Source organism: Psychrobacter sp. 16-MNA-CIBAN-0192 (assembly GCF_040309565.1).
GTDB lineage: Bacteria > Pseudomonadota > Gammaproteobacteria > Pseudomonadales > Moraxellaceae > Psychrobacter.
In genome coordinates this window covers 429,742-449,179 of record NZ_JBEOOX010000001.1, presented here as the reverse complement: position 1 = coordinate 449,179, position 19,438 = coordinate 429,742, and the positions used below count along the sequence as shown (strand labels likewise).

At 42.3% G+C, this 19,438-nt stretch carries 15 protein-coding genes and 4 tRNA genes; 8 read left to right on the top strand and 11 right to left on the bottom strand.

The features are described 5' to 3' along the window. The 9 genes from AAEY78_RS01870 to AAEY78_RS01830 form a co-directional block, all read right to left on the bottom strand. Nucleotides 1–431 (bottom strand): GTP-binding protein (locus AAEY78_RS01870; protein WP_352336793.1); only part of this gene is annotated, 431 nt, incomplete at its 3' end. 321 nt (nt 432–752) lie between these two features. After that, nucleotides 753–827, bottom strand: a tRNA-Thr gene (locus AAEY78_RS01865). 118 nt (nt 828–945) lie between these two features. Continuing rightward, nucleotides 946–1,019: transfer RNA gene (locus AAEY78_RS01860), tRNA-Gly, on the bottom strand. An 85-nt stretch (nt 1,020–1,104) separates the two neighbouring features. Then, nucleotides 1,105–1,188: transfer RNA gene (locus AAEY78_RS01855), tRNA-Tyr, on the bottom strand. A 65-nt stretch (nt 1,189–1,253) separates the two neighbouring features. Then, a tRNA-Thr gene (locus AAEY78_RS01850) sits at nt 1,254–1,329 on the bottom strand. Nucleotides 1,330–1,522: 193 nt separating this feature from the next. Next, nucleotides 1,523–3,019, bottom strand: a complete 1,497-nt coding sequence (locus AAEY78_RS01845) for an anthranilate synthase component I family protein (protein ID WP_352336791.1) — start codon at nt 3,017–3,019, stop codon at nt 1,523–1,525. 256 nt (nt 3,020–3,275) lie between these two features. Continuing rightward, on the bottom strand, nt 3,276–4,718 hold the full coding sequence (locus AAEY78_RS01840; RefSeq protein WP_352336789.1) for an FHA domain-containing protein: 1,443 nt from the start codon (nt 4,716–4,718) through the stop codon (nt 3,276–3,278). A gap of 187 nt (nt 4,719–4,905) precedes the next feature. After that, nucleotides 4,906–5,760: a DUF3298 and DUF4163 domain-containing protein gene (locus tag AAEY78_RS01835; RefSeq protein WP_352336787.1), complete on the bottom strand. Its 855-nt coding sequence runs from the start codon at nt 5,758–5,760 to the stop codon at nt 4,906–4,908. A gap of 273 nt (nt 5,761–6,033) precedes the next feature. Then, nucleotides 6,034–7,656 carry a peptide chain release factor 3 gene (locus AAEY78_RS01830; RefSeq protein ID WP_352336785.1) on the bottom strand — a complete coding sequence of 541 codons (1,623 nt, stop codon included), beginning with the start codon at nt 7,654–7,656 and terminating at the stop codon, nt 6,034–6,036. Nucleotides 7,657–8,045: 389 nt separating this feature from the next. Between AAEY78_RS01830 and AAEY78_RS01825 the strand changes: the two genes are divergently transcribed. The 4 genes from AAEY78_RS01825 (at nt 8,046) to AAEY78_RS01810 (ending at nt 13,128) form a co-directional block, all read left to right on the top strand. Beyond that, on the top strand, nt 8,046–8,459 hold the full coding sequence (locus AAEY78_RS01825) for an organic hydroperoxide resistance protein (RefSeq protein WP_352336783.1): 414 nt from the start codon (nt 8,046–8,048) through the stop codon (nt 8,457–8,459). A gap of 224 nt (nt 8,460–8,683) precedes the next feature. Then, on the top strand, nt 8,684–11,650 hold the full coding sequence (polA, locus tag AAEY78_RS01820) for a DNA polymerase I (RefSeq protein ID WP_352336781.1): 2,967 nt from the start codon (nt 8,684–8,686) through the stop codon (nt 11,648–11,650). A 129-nt stretch (nt 11,651–11,779) separates the two neighbouring features. Next, entirely contained in the window at nt 11,780–12,568 is a 789-nt protein-coding gene (locus AAEY78_RS01815; protein WP_352336779.1) for an SDR family NAD(P)-dependent oxidoreductase, read from the top strand. A 227-nt stretch (nt 12,569–12,795) separates the two neighbouring features. Then, on the top strand, nt 12,796–13,128 hold the full coding sequence (locus AAEY78_RS01810) for a hypothetical protein (protein WP_352336777.1): 333 nt from the start codon (nt 12,796–12,798) through the stop codon (nt 13,126–13,128). Between the two features lie 109 nt (nt 13,129–13,237). Here the strand turns inward: AAEY78_RS01810 and hemH are convergent, their stop codons facing one another. After that, nucleotides 13,238–14,257 (bottom strand): ferrochelatase, encoded by a 1,020-nt coding sequence (gene hemH, locus AAEY78_RS01805; protein WP_352336775.1) that lies wholly within the window; start codon nt 14,255–14,257, stop codon nt 13,238–13,240. Between the two features lie 416 nt (nt 14,258–14,673). Between hemH and metX the strand changes: the two genes are divergently transcribed. The 4 genes from metX (at nt 14,674) to trhO (ending at nt 18,906) form a co-directional block, all read left to right on the top strand. Further along, the gene (gene metX, locus AAEY78_RS01800) at nt 14,674–16,017 is read left to right on the top strand and encodes a homoserine O-acetyltransferase MetX (protein WP_352336836.1); all 1,344 of its coding nucleotides are present in this window, start codon (nt 14,674–14,676) and stop codon (nt 16,015–16,017) included. Then, nucleotides 16,014–16,640: a methionine biosynthesis protein MetW gene (gene metW, locus AAEY78_RS01795; protein ID WP_352336774.1), complete on the top strand. Its 627-nt coding sequence runs from the start codon at nt 16,014–16,016 to the stop codon at nt 16,638–16,640. Before metX ends, metW begins: the two co-directional genes overlap by 4 nt. A 369-nt stretch (nt 16,641–17,009) precedes the next feature. Then, nucleotides 17,010–17,591, top strand: a complete 582-nt coding sequence (locus tag AAEY78_RS01790; protein WP_352336772.1) for a tetratricopeptide repeat protein — start codon at nt 17,010–17,012, stop codon at nt 17,589–17,591. A gap of 241 nt (nt 17,592–17,832) precedes the next feature. Further along, nucleotides 17,833–18,906, top strand: a complete 1,074-nt coding sequence (trhO, locus tag AAEY78_RS01785; protein WP_352336770.1) for an oxygen-dependent tRNA uridine(34) hydroxylase TrhO — start codon at nt 17,833–17,835, stop codon at nt 18,904–18,906. Between the two features lie 97 nt (nt 18,907–19,003). On the opposite strand, the gene uraH is transcribed toward trhO, so the two are convergent. Further along, nucleotides 19,004–19,429 carry a hydroxyisourate hydrolase gene (gene uraH / locus AAEY78_RS01780; RefSeq protein ID WP_352336768.1) on the bottom strand — a complete coding sequence of 142 codons (426 nt, stop codon included), beginning with the start codon at nt 19,427–19,429 and terminating at the stop codon, nt 19,004–19,006. Nucleotides 19,430–19,438 lie beyond the last annotated feature (9 nt).

Here is a 19,438-nt window from a genome sequence, read left to right as displayed (position 1 = left end):
TCGTCATCAACCATGTCACATTTGTTCATGAATACGACGATGTACGGTACGCCAACCTGACGTGATAGCAAGATGTGTTCACGCGTTTGTGGCATAGGGCCGTCAGTGGCTGATACCACTAAGATTGCGCCGTCCATCTGGGCTGCACCGGTGATCATGTTTTTAACATAATCGGCGTGACCTGGGCAATCGACGTGGGCGTAGTGACGTGATGGGGTGTCATATTCTACGTGTGAGGTGTTGATGGTGATGCCACGGGCTTTTTCTTCTGGTGCTGAGTCAATAGACGCGTAGTCTTTGGCTTCGCCGCCAGAGGTGATTGCAGCTACAGTTGCGATAGCAGCAGTAAGGGTGGTTTTACCATGGTCAACGTGTCCGATGGTGCCGACGTTAACGTGTGGTTTTAAGCGTTCAAACTTGGCCTTTGCCATGAGTATGTCCTTTTTATGGGTGAATCTTTAGTAATCAAAGATTGGTAAATAGCTGTTTGATGGATTAGGATAAGATTCAAACCATCCAACCGTTGGCGCTATGGCTTAACTGACACAATAGCTATGAGTCTGCTACCCTATATGAGCATAGCACTTTATTTTTCAATACAAAATAAGCAAAACAACATAGGTAAAGAGTTACTCACTGGCAGCACTAAAAGGCAACACCTCAGTGTCACCCTTAACTTATCTGTTGCTGTTTGGCATTCTTTATAGTTTTCAATAATGGCATAAAACGTTATAAAGTTCTTAAGATATAAATGGAGCTCATATTGAGAATTGAACTCAAGACCTCTCCCTTACCAAGGGAGTGCTCTACCGCTGAGCTATATGAGCAATACTTTTAACAACTACAATAGACAATCACTTGATTGCACTAAAAAAAATATCACGATACAGCAATAATAACTGACTGTCGTGATGAGTATTGATGGTTTGTGCGATGGTACATATATGGAGCGGGTGGCGGGAATCGAACCCGCGTCATTAGCTTGGAAGGCTAAGGTGTTACCATTATACCACACCCGCATTTACTCTCATCTGGGTTGACTCTAATAAAAAGTCATAAGTTGATAAAGAGTATGCTTGGCGCTAAGACAAGCTTAGAAAAATATGGTGGTGGGGGAAGGATTCGAACCTTCGAAGCTTTCGCGACAGAGTTACAGTCTGTTGGGTTTGACCGCTCCCCAACCCCACCTAGATTGCTTGATATAAAATCACTTTAATTTGAAGCAAATTCATAAAAAGCGACTTTGAAAGAGATGGTGCCGACTGCCGGGATCGAACTGGCGACCTACTGATTACAAGTCAGTTGCTCTACCAACTGAGCTAAGTCGGCTTGTTCTCTCAAAGTGGTGGCTATTCTATCAAATATTTGGTGGAATGCAAGCCTTATTTTTAAATTTATTCACATATATTATAATAAAATTATAACCTATTGATAATACTGGCAATTAATTTATAAGGTGTAAGTATTCAAATAGTCCACAATGTTAAAGGTCGTCTAAATCATTGATTTAACATCGTGGATTTCAACGTATACGCAATCCATCACAAGCCATTTTTACTGCTTTGACCAGCGCCAACGCTTTTTTATTGGTTTCGTCCCATTCCGCTTCAGGTATAGAGTCTGCAACCACGCCTGCGCCTGCTTGAATATGGATTTTGCCACGGCGCATGACCGCAGTACGAATAGCAATAGCCGTATCCATATTGCCATGCCACCCTAGATAACCAACGGCACCGCCAAATACAGTTCGCCGCACCGGTTCGACTTCATCAATAATTTGCATAGCCCTAATTTTAGGCGCACCTGAGAGCGTTCCTGCAGGAAAGGTGGCGCAGAAGACGTCTAAAGCATCTTTATCAGGCAATATATTTCCTTCAACATTCGAGGCGATATGCATCACTTGCGAGTAGCGCTCAATAAACATTTTGTCAGTGACTTTGACGCTGCCATATTCACAGACGCGCCCGATATCATTACGCCCTAAGTCTATGAGCATCAGATGCTCAGCGATCTCTTTGGTATCAGAGAGTAATTCTTGCTCTAATGCCAAGTCTTCTGCTTCATCCTGTCCGCGCTTGCGTGTTCCTGCTAAGGGGCGTACGGTTACTTTACCGTCTTCTATACGCGATAAAATCTCAGGTGAAGCACCGATAATATCAAAACGCTTATGGTCATTTAAGGTGTAGCCGTGCACTAAAAATAGATAAGGAGACGGATTTAAAAAGCGTAGGGCACGATATACTGCTAGTGAATCACCAGTATAGTTGGCAGTCAAACGCTGTGCAGGTACGACCTGCATGACATCGCCTGCTAAAATATAATCCTTGATTTTATTGACATCATTACAGTATTTATCTTGCCCAGTTTGTGATTCAAACTTTGGCGTTGGCATGATTGGCGCACTCAAATCCGGCATTTCTGCCAGCTTATCCTCAATTTTTTGTAGCTCACGGATAGCTGTACTATAACCATCTTCCGCGTTACAGTCGGCATAAACGATGATTGATAAGGTGTTTTCTAAATTATCAAAAACAATCACACTCATAGATAACATGAGCCACATATCGGGCAATGTCATGGGATTAGGGGCGTCTGATAAACCGACACTTGGCTCAATAATTCGCACCATATCATAGCCAAAATAACCAATCAGACCCCCACTAAAGCTGGGTAATGCCGGTACTTCTGTGACCGTTGGCATCTTATACTCTGCCATCAGTTTGCGCAGATAGTCAAAAGGATCACATACAGCATCAATGTGAATACCATCCTCTCTTTTGACCGTCATTATACCGTCAGCATATTGCAAAATAAGGTCACTACCTAGCCCAATCATTGAATATCGTGCCCAGCGCTCACCGCCAACGACCGACTCGAACAGATATGCAGAGCCACTCAAATCTCGTACTTTAGAAAATACCGAAACCGGTGTTTGCGCGTCCATCAAGCGCTTTTTAATCAGTGGCGCATGGGTAAAGCCCTTGGATTTAAAGGCTTGATAGTCTTCAAAAGTCATCATAGTAAACAGTCTCTTAGCACCATATTGGCAGCCGCTGAGTGGTGTCAATATAGTTAGAAAAATCAATACAAGTGAAAAAAATAGAGATTCGAACTCTCATTGCTCATAGAGCAAAAAATAGCGCCCAGCACTTAGCCTGCCAGTATAACAAAACCGACAGGCTTTATTTAACATTAGGGTTACTTGGCGCGTTAACTCGAGGATTATCGGTTATCCATCAAAGTTGACGCGATAGTTACGGATAGTGCTGTAAAGTCTACACCGTTCCTGTATTGAACAGCCATAACGCCAAACCAATGATAATGATGGCAATAAACACCCAAATAAACCAGCTACCGCTCGGTTTTTTCTGAATAGTATTGTGAGTTGCAGGATTATTAATGGCTTGGTCGAGTGCATTGTTGCCCTCAGTACCGATATCACGAGATTGTCCTAAGTTTGCGGTTCCTGAAAATTGTCCGGTCGCTGCTTGCTTAGCACGTAATACGTCAGGGTCAGCTTCTTCTTGTAGCGCTGTGGTGGTTGTTTTATCATGCTCTGGCGTCATTAATGGCTCTGGCTGATGCATAGGTTGCGGCTTGTCTTCCAGCGCTTCTACAACAGGTTCAGAGGTTAATAAATCCGTATCCTGTGAGAATGACTCTGTGTGTACTGGTGCAGTAAAAGACTCATGATTTGCACTTCCTGTTGCTGCCAAAACATCGTTAATAATGGTTTGTTTAACGATAGGCGCGTTGGCATTATAAGCAACAATAGCATTTGCACGGTTCAATGGCTCAACTGGTGCACTGGTAGTAGGATTGGCCACAGCGGTCACATCAGAGGTGTCATCAAATGTAGGCGATACTTTATCCTCTTCACTATTCATCGCATCTACAACAGGCGTCATCTCTTCTGCGAATTTGGTATCGACAGGTTCAATCTCGACTTTTTTAGCACTTTCAATATCATTCGTGCTTACACTATCGACCGCCTCAACATCAACGATTTCAGCATCAGTAATGTTATTGTCATTGAATAGCGTAGCATTTGTCACGCTAGACTCTACGACGTCAGTATCTTCAACGTTACTGTCTACAAAATTGCTATCTGATACTTCCTTATTTACTAAATCACTCTCTACTATTTCTTTGTGCAGTCCTTCATTTTCCATAATGCCCGTATCAATAGCTCCGATGTCCGTCAAATCCGTATCATCTGTTTTCGTGTCAGCTAAATCAGTATCAACGTTAGAGACAGGCTCAGCCAATGTATCTAACGTATTTGGCGCCGCCGCTAAAATAGTGTCTTCTGCTAGCGATTGCTTATTATCAACAGCGGCTAACGGCGTTGTTACCTTTTTGACTTTAAAGGCAAAGCTTGCAAAGGTGACGGTATCATCACTATTTAACAGTTTGGTTTTATTGTTTTCAATACGACTATCATTCACAAATGTGCCATTCGATGAGTCTAAATCTTTGACATATAGTTCGCCATTTAATACGCTTAGTAGCGCATGATTGCGCGAAACTTGCTTGCTGCCGAGTACCACATCATTGTCGCTACCACGCCCGACAGATAAGCTGTCATTCACAGTCAAGCGCAAATCACCCAGCGCTTCAGTTAGGGCATTGAGTTGCCACGTGCTCTTTCCTAACTCACTGCTGTTATCGTTGCCATTGTTATCGCCAGTGCCTGTAAGGTTATTTGAATTATTCATTACGGTCATACTCCTTATTATTAGTAAAAGGATTCCATTTACTATTTTTATTAAAATGATAACAATTTTTGTTGTTATAGTTGATTAAGGGTTTAATTATTTAAAGTCTAACTCTGATTATTTCTTTGCTTTGGTATTGTTATTCTAGCTTTATAAATCTTACGTTATCACTCTTTTTTCCTAGCTGTTATTTAGGTATAAAATTCGGTTTGATAACCGTACGCAGCTTAGTATAAGAAATACTCAGCACTGGCATGCCATACGCATAGGGCCCTATCGCATAATGCTGATATTGAATGTCAACACCCTTATCCGTCAAGGTAATATTATCGCTCAAGGTAAAAGGCCAGTCTTTTTCATAATTAATCACATCTTTATCGACCGTCTTGACCCATGTCTTATACGCGTCATAGGCTAAGGCTTTAAAGCGTGGTTTTTTACCGGCTTGCAACATATCATCTAGGCGTACTTGCTTTTTAGTCAAGGTATCAAAAATCAAATATTCGCTATAAGGCATGCCATGAGCGCCGCCAGTAAAAATATAATTATCAATTTTGAATAGCTCAAAATTATTAACATGCCCGATATAATGCGGTTTAACCATCAGCTCATAACTAAGAACACTGTCATCTGGCAACTCAACAAATTGCGCCGTTACAAAGGCGTCAATAGCTGCCTTAATTACTTTTGCATTACTTGTTGCTTTCACTGGTGCAGATTCGGAAGGCTTACTATTGATAACCAAATAATTAATACGCGCATTGGTAATTTTATTGATCCAATCCTGATTGGTTTTAAGGTAATTAACTTCAATATTGGGACAATTATCACGTTCAATACAGCGCTCTTGAATGGTCTTCGGCAATTCATAATCCAGATATTCGAGATTATTTATTAATGTAGCAGCACTGGCTGATAGACTAACTACGCTTAATATCATAGTGCTTACCAACATACTTAATAAACGTTTACCTTGATATGAAGCGTAAGGCTTCTTCAGCGTTACGGATTCAGTTACCGCTACCTGCTTGATGGTTGGCATAAGATCCTCGCTGACAAACTGATTGGAATATTCATTATTCTACCGTAACTGCTCATATTTATTGTTGAAACACTGTTTGTCTTGTAAGGCATTAGTTATGGTCATAAAACTGGCAACTGATCTTTAAAAACAATCTTATAAAAAGGTCTTTTAAAAAATTCTCCTGTAAAAAACAGTAGACAATAAAAAAGACACGGTAAGCGTGTCTTCTTTAACTATATAAGATAAGCAAGTTATATCAGTTAAGCAGGGAATACTGATATAGCATAAATATTAATGCTCACGAGTATTACTAAAGGTAATCTCTGGATAGCGCTCTTGCATCAATTGTAAGTTAACGCGTGATGGCGCTAGATAAGTTAAATAACCACCACCATCAATTGATAGCTGATCATGGGCTTTACGTTTAAACTTCGCCAGCACCACTTCATCATCACAATGAATCCAGCGTACGGTCGCGATAGACACAGATTCAAAGGTGCATTGTACTTTGTATTCTTCTTTGAGACGATGGGCGACTACTTCAAACTGAAGTACACCCACAGCACCTAAGACTAAATCATTGTTAATCTGCGGCATGAAGACCTGTGTTGCGCCCTCTTCACTTAACTGCTGCAACCCTTTTTGTAAAGCTTTAGACTTAAGTGGGTCACGTAATACCACGCGGCGGAACAATTCAGGGGCAAAATGTGGAATACCGGTAAAGTTTAAATCTTCGCCTTCGGTGAAACTGTCACCAATCGAGATAGTCCCGTGATTGTGCAGACCAATAATATCACCCGGATAAGCTTCTTCTAACGCGGAACGGTCACCTGCCAAAAATGTCAAAGCATCCGCAATACGCACCTCTTTACCGAGACGTACGTGTTTCATTTTCATGCCTTTCTCATATTTGCCTGAGCACACGCGCAAAAAGGCAATGCGGTCACGGTGACGCGGATCCATATTTGCCTGAATTTTAAACACGAAACCTGTAAATCCTAATTCTGTCGCTGCTACTTCTCGCTCCGTAGTCGGATGCGCTTTGGGCGGCGGTGCATACTTCACTAACGTATCAAGCACCATATTGACCCCGAAGTTACCCAGCGCGGTACCGAATAATACCGGCGTCATCTCGCCAGCTAAAAACGCTTCAATACTAAAATCCTCGAGCGCCATTTGCACCAGTTCAAGCGACTCTTCAAATGAGGCAAACATCAACGCACCTAGACGCTCACGGATATCCGGATAATCATAGCCGTCACGGGTTTCGATATCGACAATCTCGCCACCATGACCTTTTTGATAGAAATAGGTTTTATTTTCAGTTAAATGATAAACCCCAACAAAGTCTTGACCCATGCCAATCGGCCAGGTTAAAGGGATACATTTAATCTTCAATACCGCTTCAATCTCACTTAATAGTTCAAGCGGCTCGCGAATTTGGCGATCCAATTTATTTACAAACGAGATAATCGGCGTATCACGCATCCGGCAAACTTCCATCAGCTTGATGGTACGTTCTTCAACGCCTTTTGCCCCATCGACCATCATCAGCGCACTATCAACCGCAGTCAACGTACGATAGGTATCTTCACTGAAATCGGCGTGACCTGGGGTATCAAGAAGATTAACCATATGCTTTTGATACGGGAATTGCATGACAGAGGTGGTGATAGAAATACCACGCTCTTGCTCCATGCTCATCCAGTCTGACGTCGCATGGCGGTCGGTTTTGCGACCCTTAACCTCGCCTACGACCTGAATGGCCTGACCCCATAATAGTAGCTTTTCGGTCATGGTGGTTTTACCGGCATCGGGATGAGAGATGATGGCAAAGGTACGGCGTTTGGCAACCTCACGGTCAAGTTTAGCTTGCGAGAGCTTGGGTGCTGAAAGTTTGGTATCTGCGCTCATAATGAATAACTTATCGTTAAATTTTGGAAGAAAATAGCAGGATTTTATCAAGTATTTTGTATAAAGTTTGGCAGTAGAAGGGGTACATTTTAATGGGCGTATTGTAGCGGATTTATGGTTAAGATGCTATTTTTGCAAGCGATTATCATGACAACTGCATTTAGCTTTATAGGCTAAAATGCTCTAATGAAGGCGCACTTACAAATTAATAGCATGAATTTACTGGCGCTATCTAGACTTAATAGTGTCGTTTGCTATGGTGGCTAAGTTCTGCTTAATGCTGAGCGGTGATTGCTGCTTAGCTGGGCTTACTCTTTATTAATTTTTCACACGCCTTATTTATCAGTTTAGTATCTTATAAAATCAAAAACCATCATCAAGGATTTATTATGAATACATTATACGAAACCAAAGCAACTGTTACCGGTGGACGCGCAGGTAATGCCAGTCTACAAGACAGCGATTTGACCATCAATATGGTTGCACCAGGTTCTGGTAAAGAAGGTAATAACCCAGAGCAACTGTTCGCTATGGGCTACGCAGCTTGCTTTGATGGTGCATTAGGCGCAGTTAAAGGGGCAGAGAAAGCAAAGTTTGATTCGACTACTGAATTATCAGTAGAACTCCTAAAAGGTGATGGTCTTGACTTCAAATTAGCAGCAAAAATTCATGTTATTGCTGAAAATACTGACTTATCTGCTGATGAATTTCAGGCTTTGGTTGAAAAAGCCCATCAAGTTTGCCCATACTCTAAAGCCACACGTGGCAATATCGATGTTGAAGTGACTTCAGAAGTTAAGTAAGCCTTTAATAACAACGATATTTGCAATGATAAAAAGAACTCAGTTAATCTGGGTTCTTTTTTATTGACTAGCGTTTGGATTGGTATACATCACAATACTTAATTCGTTTTATTCGTTCATCATCCATTCGGCACACGGCACTTTTATCGTTATAATGAGGGTATCTTTTTACCCCATACTTGCTGCCTAATACTTGCTGCTCAATATCCGATAAGTGACCTTTTATGACTGTTAACGACCACAACTCGCACTCACCTATTAATCCACATACCTTACCAAACTTTGACTCTATGCCAAATGTGGCAACGATGGATACCACGCATGTGGACAAAAACCAGCCGCCTTTTATTTTAGTCGATGGTTCTTACTATCTGTTTCGCACTTATCATGCCTTACCAAAAACCATGCAAAACTCTCAAGGTCTGATAACCAATGCGATACGTGGCACGCTAAATGCGCTATTAAAGCTGATGCGCCGCTACCACCCGACCCATATGGCGGTCTGTTTCGATACCAAATCACCGACCTTTCGTCATGCGATGTCAGAAGAATATAAAGCCAATCGTCCAAAAATGGATATTGAGCTTGCTGAGCAGATTCCGTATATTCACAGTTTGGTTGCCGCCTTAGGGATTCCCTTACTACGTATCGAAGGCGCAGAAGCGGATGATATTATCGGCACCTTAGCGCATCGTGCCGTTGCCGAAGGTCATCATGTGGTCATCTCAACCGGTGATAAAGACATGGCGCAGCTGGTCAATGATTGCGTCATATTGGAAGACAGCTTTACTGGTAAAATTACTGATAGACAAGGTGTGATTGACAAATTCGGTATCAAGCCTGAGCAGATGATTGATTTTCTTACCCTTATGGGCGACTCCTCTGACGGTATCAAAGGAGTGCCGGGTATTGGTAAAAAAACTGCGATGGAATTGCTCAACGAATACGGCAATATCGACAATATGCTCAAACATATCGGCTTTATTAAAGGGCGTGGGGCAAAAGGTCTTATTGAGCACGCGCATGAAATACCGCTGAATGCACAGCTGGCAACCATTGTGACTGACTTGGATATCGGTCAAGACTGGCACGATTTGAAAATCAATACCGACCCTTGTGCTTATATTGACGAGCTGCGCGCGCTGTATACTGAGCTTGAATTTAGAAATGAGCTGACGTCCCTTGACCACCCTAATCATCCTGCTAATAGTAACGGGCATGGCGCGCAAAGCGTTAAAGACAGTCAAGCGAATACTGAATCACAAGCGCAGATTGCAAAGTCGCTGCAAGCTGGCAAAATAGAAGCTATAAAAAGTAGTCAGAACCAAGATAAAGCATGGCATACCGTACTCGATATGCCTGCCTTTGATAGTTTAATTGAGCAATTAGAAAACTCAGCGCACTTTGTCATTGATACCGAAACGACGAGCGTACATTGGCGTCAAGCTGAATTGGTTGGATTGTCTTTTGCTGTGCAAGCGCACGAAGCCTATTATATTCCACTCACTCATCAGCTAGAAAGTGACGAGCTGACCGCAAAACAGCTCGACCGCAATACGGTACTTGCCTGCCTAAAACCTATTTTAGAAAATCCAAATATCGGAAAAATCGGTCAACATCTTAAGTATGACGCGCATATTCTGAGCCATTATGATATCAACCTTTTAGGTAATATCCATGATAAGCCGAATAACTGGACGATGGATACCATGCTTGCCAGCTATGTGATTAATGCCGCAATTACCCGTCATGGTATGGACGATTTGGCGCGCCATTACTTGCAAACCCAAACCATTAGTTTTGAAGATGTGGCTGGTAAAGGCGCGAAGCAGGTCAGCTTTGATCAAGTGGCGATTGATATCGCTAGCGACTATGCTTGTGAAGATGCTGATATTACCTATCAATTATTCGAGCTGTTTAGTCAAAAACTTGCCGACGATGATAATAATCAGAAATTGCTCCATGAGTTAGAAATTCCAACGGCTGAGATTCTCTGCCAAATGGAAGCTGAAGGTATTTTGATTAAGCGTCCGTTTTTAAATGAGCTCTCCAAGCGTTTTGATGAAGAAATCATTGTGCTGGAACAACGTGCTTATGAGGTTGCTGGTGAAGAATTTAACTTAGCGTCGCCTAAGCAGCTGGGCGAGATGCTCTTTGATAAACTGGGCGTCCCGGGCGGTAAAAAAACCAAGACCGGTCAGTATTCAACCGGCGAAGCGGTACTGTCCAAGATTGACCATCCTCTGGTCGATATTGTTTTAGAATATCGCAGCTTGGCAAAGCTTAAAAACACTTATACTGATGCGCTTGATAATGTTGCAGACCCTATCACTAATCGCGTGCATACCAGCTATCATCAAGCATTGACCAGTACGGGCAGATTGTCTTCTACTGATCCCAATTTACAAAATATTCCGATTCGTACGGCAACGGGGCGTCTGATTCGCCAAGCCTTTATTGCACCAGAAGGTCGCGTGATATTAGCAGCGGATTATTCACAAATTGAGCTGCGTTTGATGGCGCATTTTTCTGGTGATAACAATTTAACCCGCGCCTTTAATGAAGGGCTTGATATTCATACTGCGACGGCAGCTGAAGTCTTAGGCAAAACTATTGAAGAAGTCACCCCTACTGAGCGCCGCAATGCCAAAGCGATTAACTTTGGTCTACTTTACGGTATGAGTGCCTTTGGATTGGCGAAGCAATTGCAGATGAGCCGCGGTGACGCACAAGATTATATCGATATGTATTTTAATCGCTACCCGAGCGTCAAAGTATATATGATAAATACGAGGGCGAGTGCGTATGATAAGGGCTATGTCGAGACGATTCTTGGTCGTAAGCTCTATACGCCTGATATTCATCATAGCAATCGTATGGTTAAACAGGCAGCAGAACGTGCCGCCATTAATGCGCCATTACAAGGCTCAGCTGCCGATATTATTAAGCTGGCGATGATTGCCGTTGATAAGGTGTTGCCCAAAGCACACGCAAAAATGCTGTTACAAGTTCATGATGAATTGGTATTTGAAGTGGATGCGGATAAAGTTACTGACGTAGCTGCGCTGATTACCGAGGCAATGCAAAATGTATTAACGGCTACTGCAGCTGATAAAGGCTGGCAAGTGGATTTTGCCGTACCGTTATTGGTTGAAACAGATAGTGGACAAAACTGGGATGAAGCGCATTAATAATTGCTAATATTGACCAGCGCGCTATTCGACAGACCGCATTAAAACGCTATACTGACTACTTAACTTTTGTTCTTCCCTCTCAATGATTGTTACTTATTAATTGTCACTTACTATAAGGATATTAGGATGAATGTATTAATCACAGGCGCATCGCGCGGTATTGGCTTGGCAACGGCTAAGCGACTACTAGAAAAAGGTCATAGCGTTGGACTGTTCGATATTGATAGCGCTGGGCTTGAACGCGCGCTTAACGATAAGGTATTAAAAAAAGCCAATAAAGACAATCGTATTGTTACCGGTCATTTGGATGTGACTCAGCCTGACGCATGGGATGACGCGATTAAAACCATGATTGATACCTTTGGTGGTATTGATACTCTGGTTAATAACGCTGGAGTTTTGGTCAGTGGCGCATTACCAACGACTGATTTAGATAAGCAATTATCTTTGATTGATATCAACTGTAAAGGCGTGCTGATTGGCTGTCATAAGCTGGCACCGTATCTTGCCGATAGCAAAAACGGCAAAATTATTAACCTATCGTCAGCCTCGGCTATTTATGGTCAGTCTGAAGTTGCGCCTTATGCCGCTAGTAAATTCTTTGTCCGTGGTTTAACGGAAGGGTTAAATATTGAGTACGCTGAGCTGGGTATTAAAGTCATTGATGTCATGCCATTATGGGTGAAATCAGACATGACCAAAGACCTTCATGTCACCAGTATTGATCGTTTAGGCATTAATCTAACGGTTGATGATGTTGCTAAAACCATATGCAGATTAACGTGTCGACCGAATAGTAAAATATCAGGCACACATTACCCAGTTGGTATGCCAGCAAAGGTTTTACAAGGCTTATCACAAATCTCTCCCGATCCAATCATGCGCTTTATCAATAGCAAAATCGGTACTAAGTAAGCGAATTAATTAAACACGATATTGCTTCCAGTAATATTAAAAAATGCTAAGCAACTATTTAAACGGCTACCTTATATCGATAGCCGTTTTTTTATTTATAGAACGAACCTGCCTCTTACATTTTTTTAACATGATGTGACACCTTACTACTAGTGACCAGCCACATAACCATGCAAACTAAAAGCCAGTTTAGTTTGCACTTAATAATTAAAACAAAGGAATATATCATGGATCATTCAGAAATCCCGTTGCCAGAAGAGATGGAACGTATCGACGACAATGATGAGCAGGAAAATAATCAGCAAGCCATCGATTTAGACAATCCGATGCTACACATTATCGACGATAATGACAATATAGATAATTCGGAAGGGTTTAGTAATTCGCAAGCTGGGAGTGATGCGGTAGATGGGCTGACGCCAATGCATCGCCAAAATATCGACGAGTCACGTATTGATGAGATTTTAGTAGAAGACAATTTAGATGATATTGACTATCCAGATATTGTGGATATCGCCGATAGAGATGCGGCTAGATATAGCAATGATGATGATTTATAATTTATTTATCAGAGTAAAAATTTAAAAAAAAGCACGATTATTTATTATAATCGTGCTTTTTTAATGGCTAATTTTCAGCTTATATTTTTCAGATAGATTTTGTACTCAACTATACCCAGCCATCAAGCGTGCCTGCCCAGCCTTTGACCAGTGGTGTCGCCAACGCTGCTATCAAATCAATATGCGCCTCATCCATATTTAGCGCTGGAATATAGTGATATTCTTTGCCCCCTGCATGAATAAAGGTTTCGCGGTTTTCAATTGCCAATTCTTCTAACGTCTCTAAGCAATCCGCTGAGAACGCTGGGCTGATAATTTGCACAGAATTGACCCCTGATTCGCCCCACTCTTTTAATACCACATCGGTATACGGCTTAATCCATTCTTGCTTACCAAAGCGCGACTGAAAGCTGATAATCCATTCATCGTCATTCAGACCTAACGCATGCGCAACTTGGGCTGCCGTACATTTACAACGCTGCGGATATGGATCGCCTTTATCAGCATACGGTTGCGGAATACCATGAAAGCTAAACATGAGTTTTTCAGGCTTACCGTGTGTGGCTTGAAAGCGGCGAATACTATCGGCTAATGCTTTAATATATAGCGGATGGGCAAAGTAATCTTTGACCACTGTCATATTAGGCAAGTTACGCTGCTTTAATGACCATTTGGTGATGGCATCGTAAACCGCCCCTGTTGACGTTGCAGAATATTGCGGAAATAGCGGCAACATTACAAAGTGATCAACGCCCTCGCTACGCAGTTTGTCCATTACGTCAGGCAAACCTGGATTGCCATAGCTCATCGCTGGATGCACAGAAACGCGAAACGGTGCAGCAGTTTCGGTAAGGCGCGACTGCAAGAGCTCGACTTGACCATTCAAAATATTGCGCATGGGTGAATCACCATCCCAAATACTGGCATACGCGGCTGCTACTCGTTTTGGACGGCTTGGCAGCACAAATAAATTAAGAATAATCGCCCATAAAAACTGCGGAATCTCAATAACGCGTGGATCTGACAAAAACTGGCGCAAATAACGGCGTACCGCAGGCGCAGTTGGCTCATCAGGCGTACCAAGATTAATTAATAACACGGCAATGCGTGGGGGCAATTTAGGTTTCATAGTGGCAAATTTTATAGGAAGTTATGGGATAGATGGATATAAATATAAAGGCGGTGGCAGATAAAAATAGCGAGCTGGTTATTAAGTCTTTATTCACAGCTTTTAACTTAAATTAATTGCTATTTCCTAAGTTTTTTTATCATAAAGCCCGTTAGTGTAGCATTTTATCTACGCGACACGCAGCGCTAAAGTGGCGCTCATACAATTTGATACGATATAAAAATCTGATAGCAAAATTGCCTTGAGATAAAGTCGGGTCTGAAGGTTGTGCTCATCCACGCATCGCCCTACAATAGGCAAACATAGCGTATTGGCATCTTGCCTTTTTGCGTATATTTTATTGATGACTGTCGTCTTTCGAGGTAGCTTTGAGTTCACGTTCTGATATCACCAGTGACCCATCCCACAATGATATAGTGGTCGATTCTGTCGTCGGCTCAGTGGGCATTGTCACTCCCCAAACCTTTCATTTTAGCGAGCCCTTAACCTTAGAGTGCAACCGTGTTTTGCCCACCTTTGATTTGGTAATAGAGACCTATGGCACGTTAAATGCGGACAAATCTAACGCTATTTTGATATGTCATGCCCTCTCAGGCAGCCATCATGCTGCTGGTATTCATCACGCTGACGATAAAAAAGCAGGCTGGTGGGACAATATGATAGGTCCTAATAAAGCCATTGATACCAAGCGTTTTTTTGTAGTTTGTGTCAATAACATTGGCAGCTGTTTTGGCTCAACGGGTCCAACCACCATCAATCCTGACAGTATCACCAATGGCGGTACGCCACGCGCTTATGGTCCAGATTTTCCATTGGTCACCATTAAAGACTGGGTAAAAACCCAAGCCATGCTTTCAGACCGCTTAGGCATTGAAGTTTGGCATGCGATTGTGGGCGGCTCTATGGGCGGTATGCAAGCACTGCAATGGTCGGTTGATTATCCTGAACGCCTAAAGCGCTGCGTAGTGATTGCCAGTACGCCTAAGTTATCTGCACAAAATATCGCCTTTAATGAGGTAGCGCGCCAGTCGATTTTATCCGATCCTGACTTTAAAGAAGGACGCTATTTGCAAGCCGGCACTTACCCAAGACGCGGTTTAATATTGGCGCGCATGGTGGGTCATATCACTTATCTGACCGATAGCGCGATGAAAGCTAAATTTGGTCGTGATTTAAAATCGGGCAAATTTATGTACGGCTATGATGCTGAGTTTCAAGTCGAAAGCTACTTGCGTTATCAAGGCGAGCGCTTTAGTAAAAACTTCGATGCCAATACCTATTTACTGATGACCAAAGCGCTGGATTACTTTGACCCTACGCGTGATAGCGCGTTAACGCCTGAGCTAGACATTGAATTAACATCTAAAGTAGAACAAGAAGCTGACCTTCTAGCCAATGCGGAAAATTCTACTTATGATGATAATAGTAGCAATGCTAATGCACATAGTGAGTTAAAAGCTGCCTTTGCCCATACTCAATGTCAGTATTTGGTGGTGTCGTTTACCACGGATTGGCGCTTTGCGCCTGAACGCTCAGAAGAAATCGTCGATGCACTGATGGCAGTTAATAAACCGGTCAGCTATATCAATGTCGATGCACCGCATGGTCATGACTCATTTTTGTTTGATATTCCGCGCTATATGGGCGCAATAAAAGGCTTTTTAACCGCGCCCTTTATGAATAGCAGTAATGGTAATTATCAAAATAATGGTCAAGGGCAACGCGCAGCACAGACAGCAGTAACAGGAGAACGCTCGTGAGAATGGATCATCAACTAGCGGAACGCTGGATTGCGCCGCACACGCAAGTGCTTGATTTAGGCTGTGGTAATGGCGAGCTATTGGCGCATTTGCAACAAAAACTAGGCGTTCGCGGCTACGGACTAGAGATTGACGAAGAAAAAATCAACGAAGCTATCGGCAATGGTCTGTCCATTATCGAACAAGACCTCAATGATGGACTCAGTCGCTTTGCTGACAATAGCTTTGATACGGTAGTGATGGCACGCGCCCTACAAGCGGTTAAATCACCCGATACCTTGCTGCTTGATATGTTGCGCGTTGGGCGTGAAGCGATTATCACCTTTCCAAACTTTGCACATTGGCAAAACCGTCTGCATCTGGGATTAAAGGGCATGATGCCGGTCTCAGAAGCCCTACCATATGAATGGTATGACACACCCAACATTCATCTGTGTACCTTTAAAGATTTTGAGAAGCTATGCGCTCAGCATGATATTGATATTATTAATCGCTTTGCCGTTAGCGATTCGCCTCGAGGTCATTCAACGCTTATGAATACTTTAATACGCCAAGCGCCTAACCTGCTCGCTGATGTTGCCATTTATCGTGTTACTAAGCGTCCTCGCACTTCAGCTTGCTGACTTTACATCATTTGTATTATTATTCTTACACGTTAGTAACTGTATGATAATAATACGAACTTTCAAGTATATTTCTCTATTATCTGATGTAATTAGTATTTGAGTTTGGTAAGTGTGAGTGGTAAGCTAGCAAAATCGTGTTCAGTACACGATTGTTTTTATCCATTGATTTAGTGTTCTTAATCAGCTTGCTCTTGTTTTAATCATTATGCTGCTTTAAGAATATTACAGATTGGGTAATTTTTTATGCTTAATATTTGTATTGTCTTGCTTTAGTACGCCTAAATATAGACTTAAAAATTTATTACCTTAACATCGCCTTGCTTGCCTTTACCCCTTGCTTATTTACTCCCTACTCTTGGAGCCACTATGAAATTATTGAAAGCCGCCTTGTTCACAGCTGTTTTTTCTTGTGCCGGTCTGGCAAATGCAGACTTAGTGGCAAACGTGCCATTGGATACGTCACGTTTTGAGATTATGAATGTAAGTGAGCTCACGGCACGTGCCAACCAAGGTAATGACCATGCCCAGTTCTATTTGGCAAAACGCCTGCAAAAAGGGCAAGGCATCACTCAAGACACGCAAAAAGCCATTCAATGGTATACGCGTGCAGCAGAACAAGGCGTTGCCCCTGCCCAGCTCAATCTTGGTATCATGTATTTGCGCGGTGAAGGTGTACAGCCAAATATTCAGAATGCCCGTAAGTGGTTAGAAAAAGCGGCGATGCGCGGTGACAATCGTGCCAGTTATACTCTAGCACTGCTTGATGAGAAACAAAGAAACTTGGTTGATGCCTATAAATGGTATGACTTAGCAGCACGTGATGGCATGTTAGACGATAAAGTACGCAGTAAAGCACGCGGTAAAATCGGACAATTAGCGCTTAACTTATCAAACTCAGACATCATTAGCGCCCGTACTCAAGCGGATCGCTGGTTCCAAAATAAATAAGTCAGTCATTAACTAACTAGTTATTTTTGATTAATAAAAAACTCAGTAATCAGCTGGGTTTTTTTATTTTTATAACAGTATGCAAAGTTCCTATCTATATATAAATATCCAAAAATCACCTAAAATTTGCTACACTGCACAAGCACTTTACCAATTCCACAATTGCACCAATGTTATAACCCAGTTCTTAAACTAACCAACGATTGCACTAGGTTTACGACTTAGCTCGCAGGAGAATCCGATGACTACCTCTGTAAATAACAGCCAAGCTGCTAGCAATAAAGCAGCACCAAGCCATGCCAGCGAATACGACAGCACGACCAATAATATCGTCGTCGCTGCTCTATATAAATTTACCCGCTTTGCAGATTTTGAGCAGTATCGCGAGCCAATATTAAATACCATGCTCAACAATGAAGTTAAAGGCACGTTATTAATCGCCGCCGAAGGTATCAATGGCACAATTTCTGGCACACGCCAAGGCATTGATACGGTACTTGACTATCTACGTACTATCGAAGCCATCGGTAGCTTTGTATTTAAAGAGTCTTATACCAGCGAGCAGCCGTTTTATCGCACTAAGGTGAAGCTTAAAAAAGAAATCGTCACCATGGGCGTTGAAAATATTGACCCATTACAATCGGTTGGGCGTTATGTTAAGCCGAGTGACTGGAATGCGCTTATCTCTGACCCAGACGTTATCTTGATTGATACCCGAAATGATTACGAAGTGCAGATTGGCACTTTTAAAAATGCGGTCAATCCAAAAACAGAAACCTTTCGCGAATTCCCTGAATATGTGGCAAAAGAGCTCGACCCCAACAAACATAAAAAAGTCGCCATGTTCTGTACTGGTGGCATCCGCTGTGAAAAATCAACGGCATTTATGCGCGAGCAAGGCTTTGACGAGGTATATCATTTAGAAGGTGGTATTTTAAAATACCTAGAAGAAGTACCGGTTACCGAATCCATGTGGGAAGGCGATTGCTTCGTTTTTGATAATCGCGTCTCGGTCAATCATAACCTAGAAAAAGGCGAATACGACCAATGTTTTGCTTGCCGGATGCCGATTACGGTCGCGAATCAGCAAAGCCCTGCTTATATTAAAGGTGAATCGTGTCCGCATTGTATTGATAAAGCCACCGATGAGCAAAAAGCACGCTTTCGTGAGCGTGAGCACCAGATGCAACTGGCGAAAAAACGTGGCGAAACGCATATTGGTAGCGATGTGATTGACGTCATTGAAAAACGCAAAGCCGCTAAAGTCGAAGCACGACGTTTGGCAGATGCCGCTAATAAAGTGAAGGTTAAGTAACCTTAATTTACCAAACTTACTACTGTGAAATTCATATATACTCCATAAAAAAGAGATGCCTAGGCATCTCTTTTTTATTCATTATTCTGGCAACTATTTAGCTACCACGATAAGTGCTATAACCGTACGGTGACAAAGTAATTGGCACATGGTAATGATTATCACCTTTAATATTGAAATTCACTTCAACATACGGGTAAAAAGACTCTAGACCTTGGCTACGGAAATAAGGGGTTGTCTCAAAGATAAGCTTATAAACGCCATCATTATTGACATTACCTTCGTTCGATAAAAACTCACCAATACGACCATTTTCTGAGGTTTTTTTAGTATCAAGTAACTTCCAAACACCATTAACTTGTTTCATCAAGCGCACATCAACGTTTGGCGCAGGTTTGCCTGTACTGATATCAAGAATATGACTTGATAACTGATGAGTCTGTTGATCCGCAGCATAGCTGGCAGTAGCAGTCATGGCTAATACGCCACCGAATGCCGCTGCTTGGAGCAATTTCATTTTCATAAAGCGTCC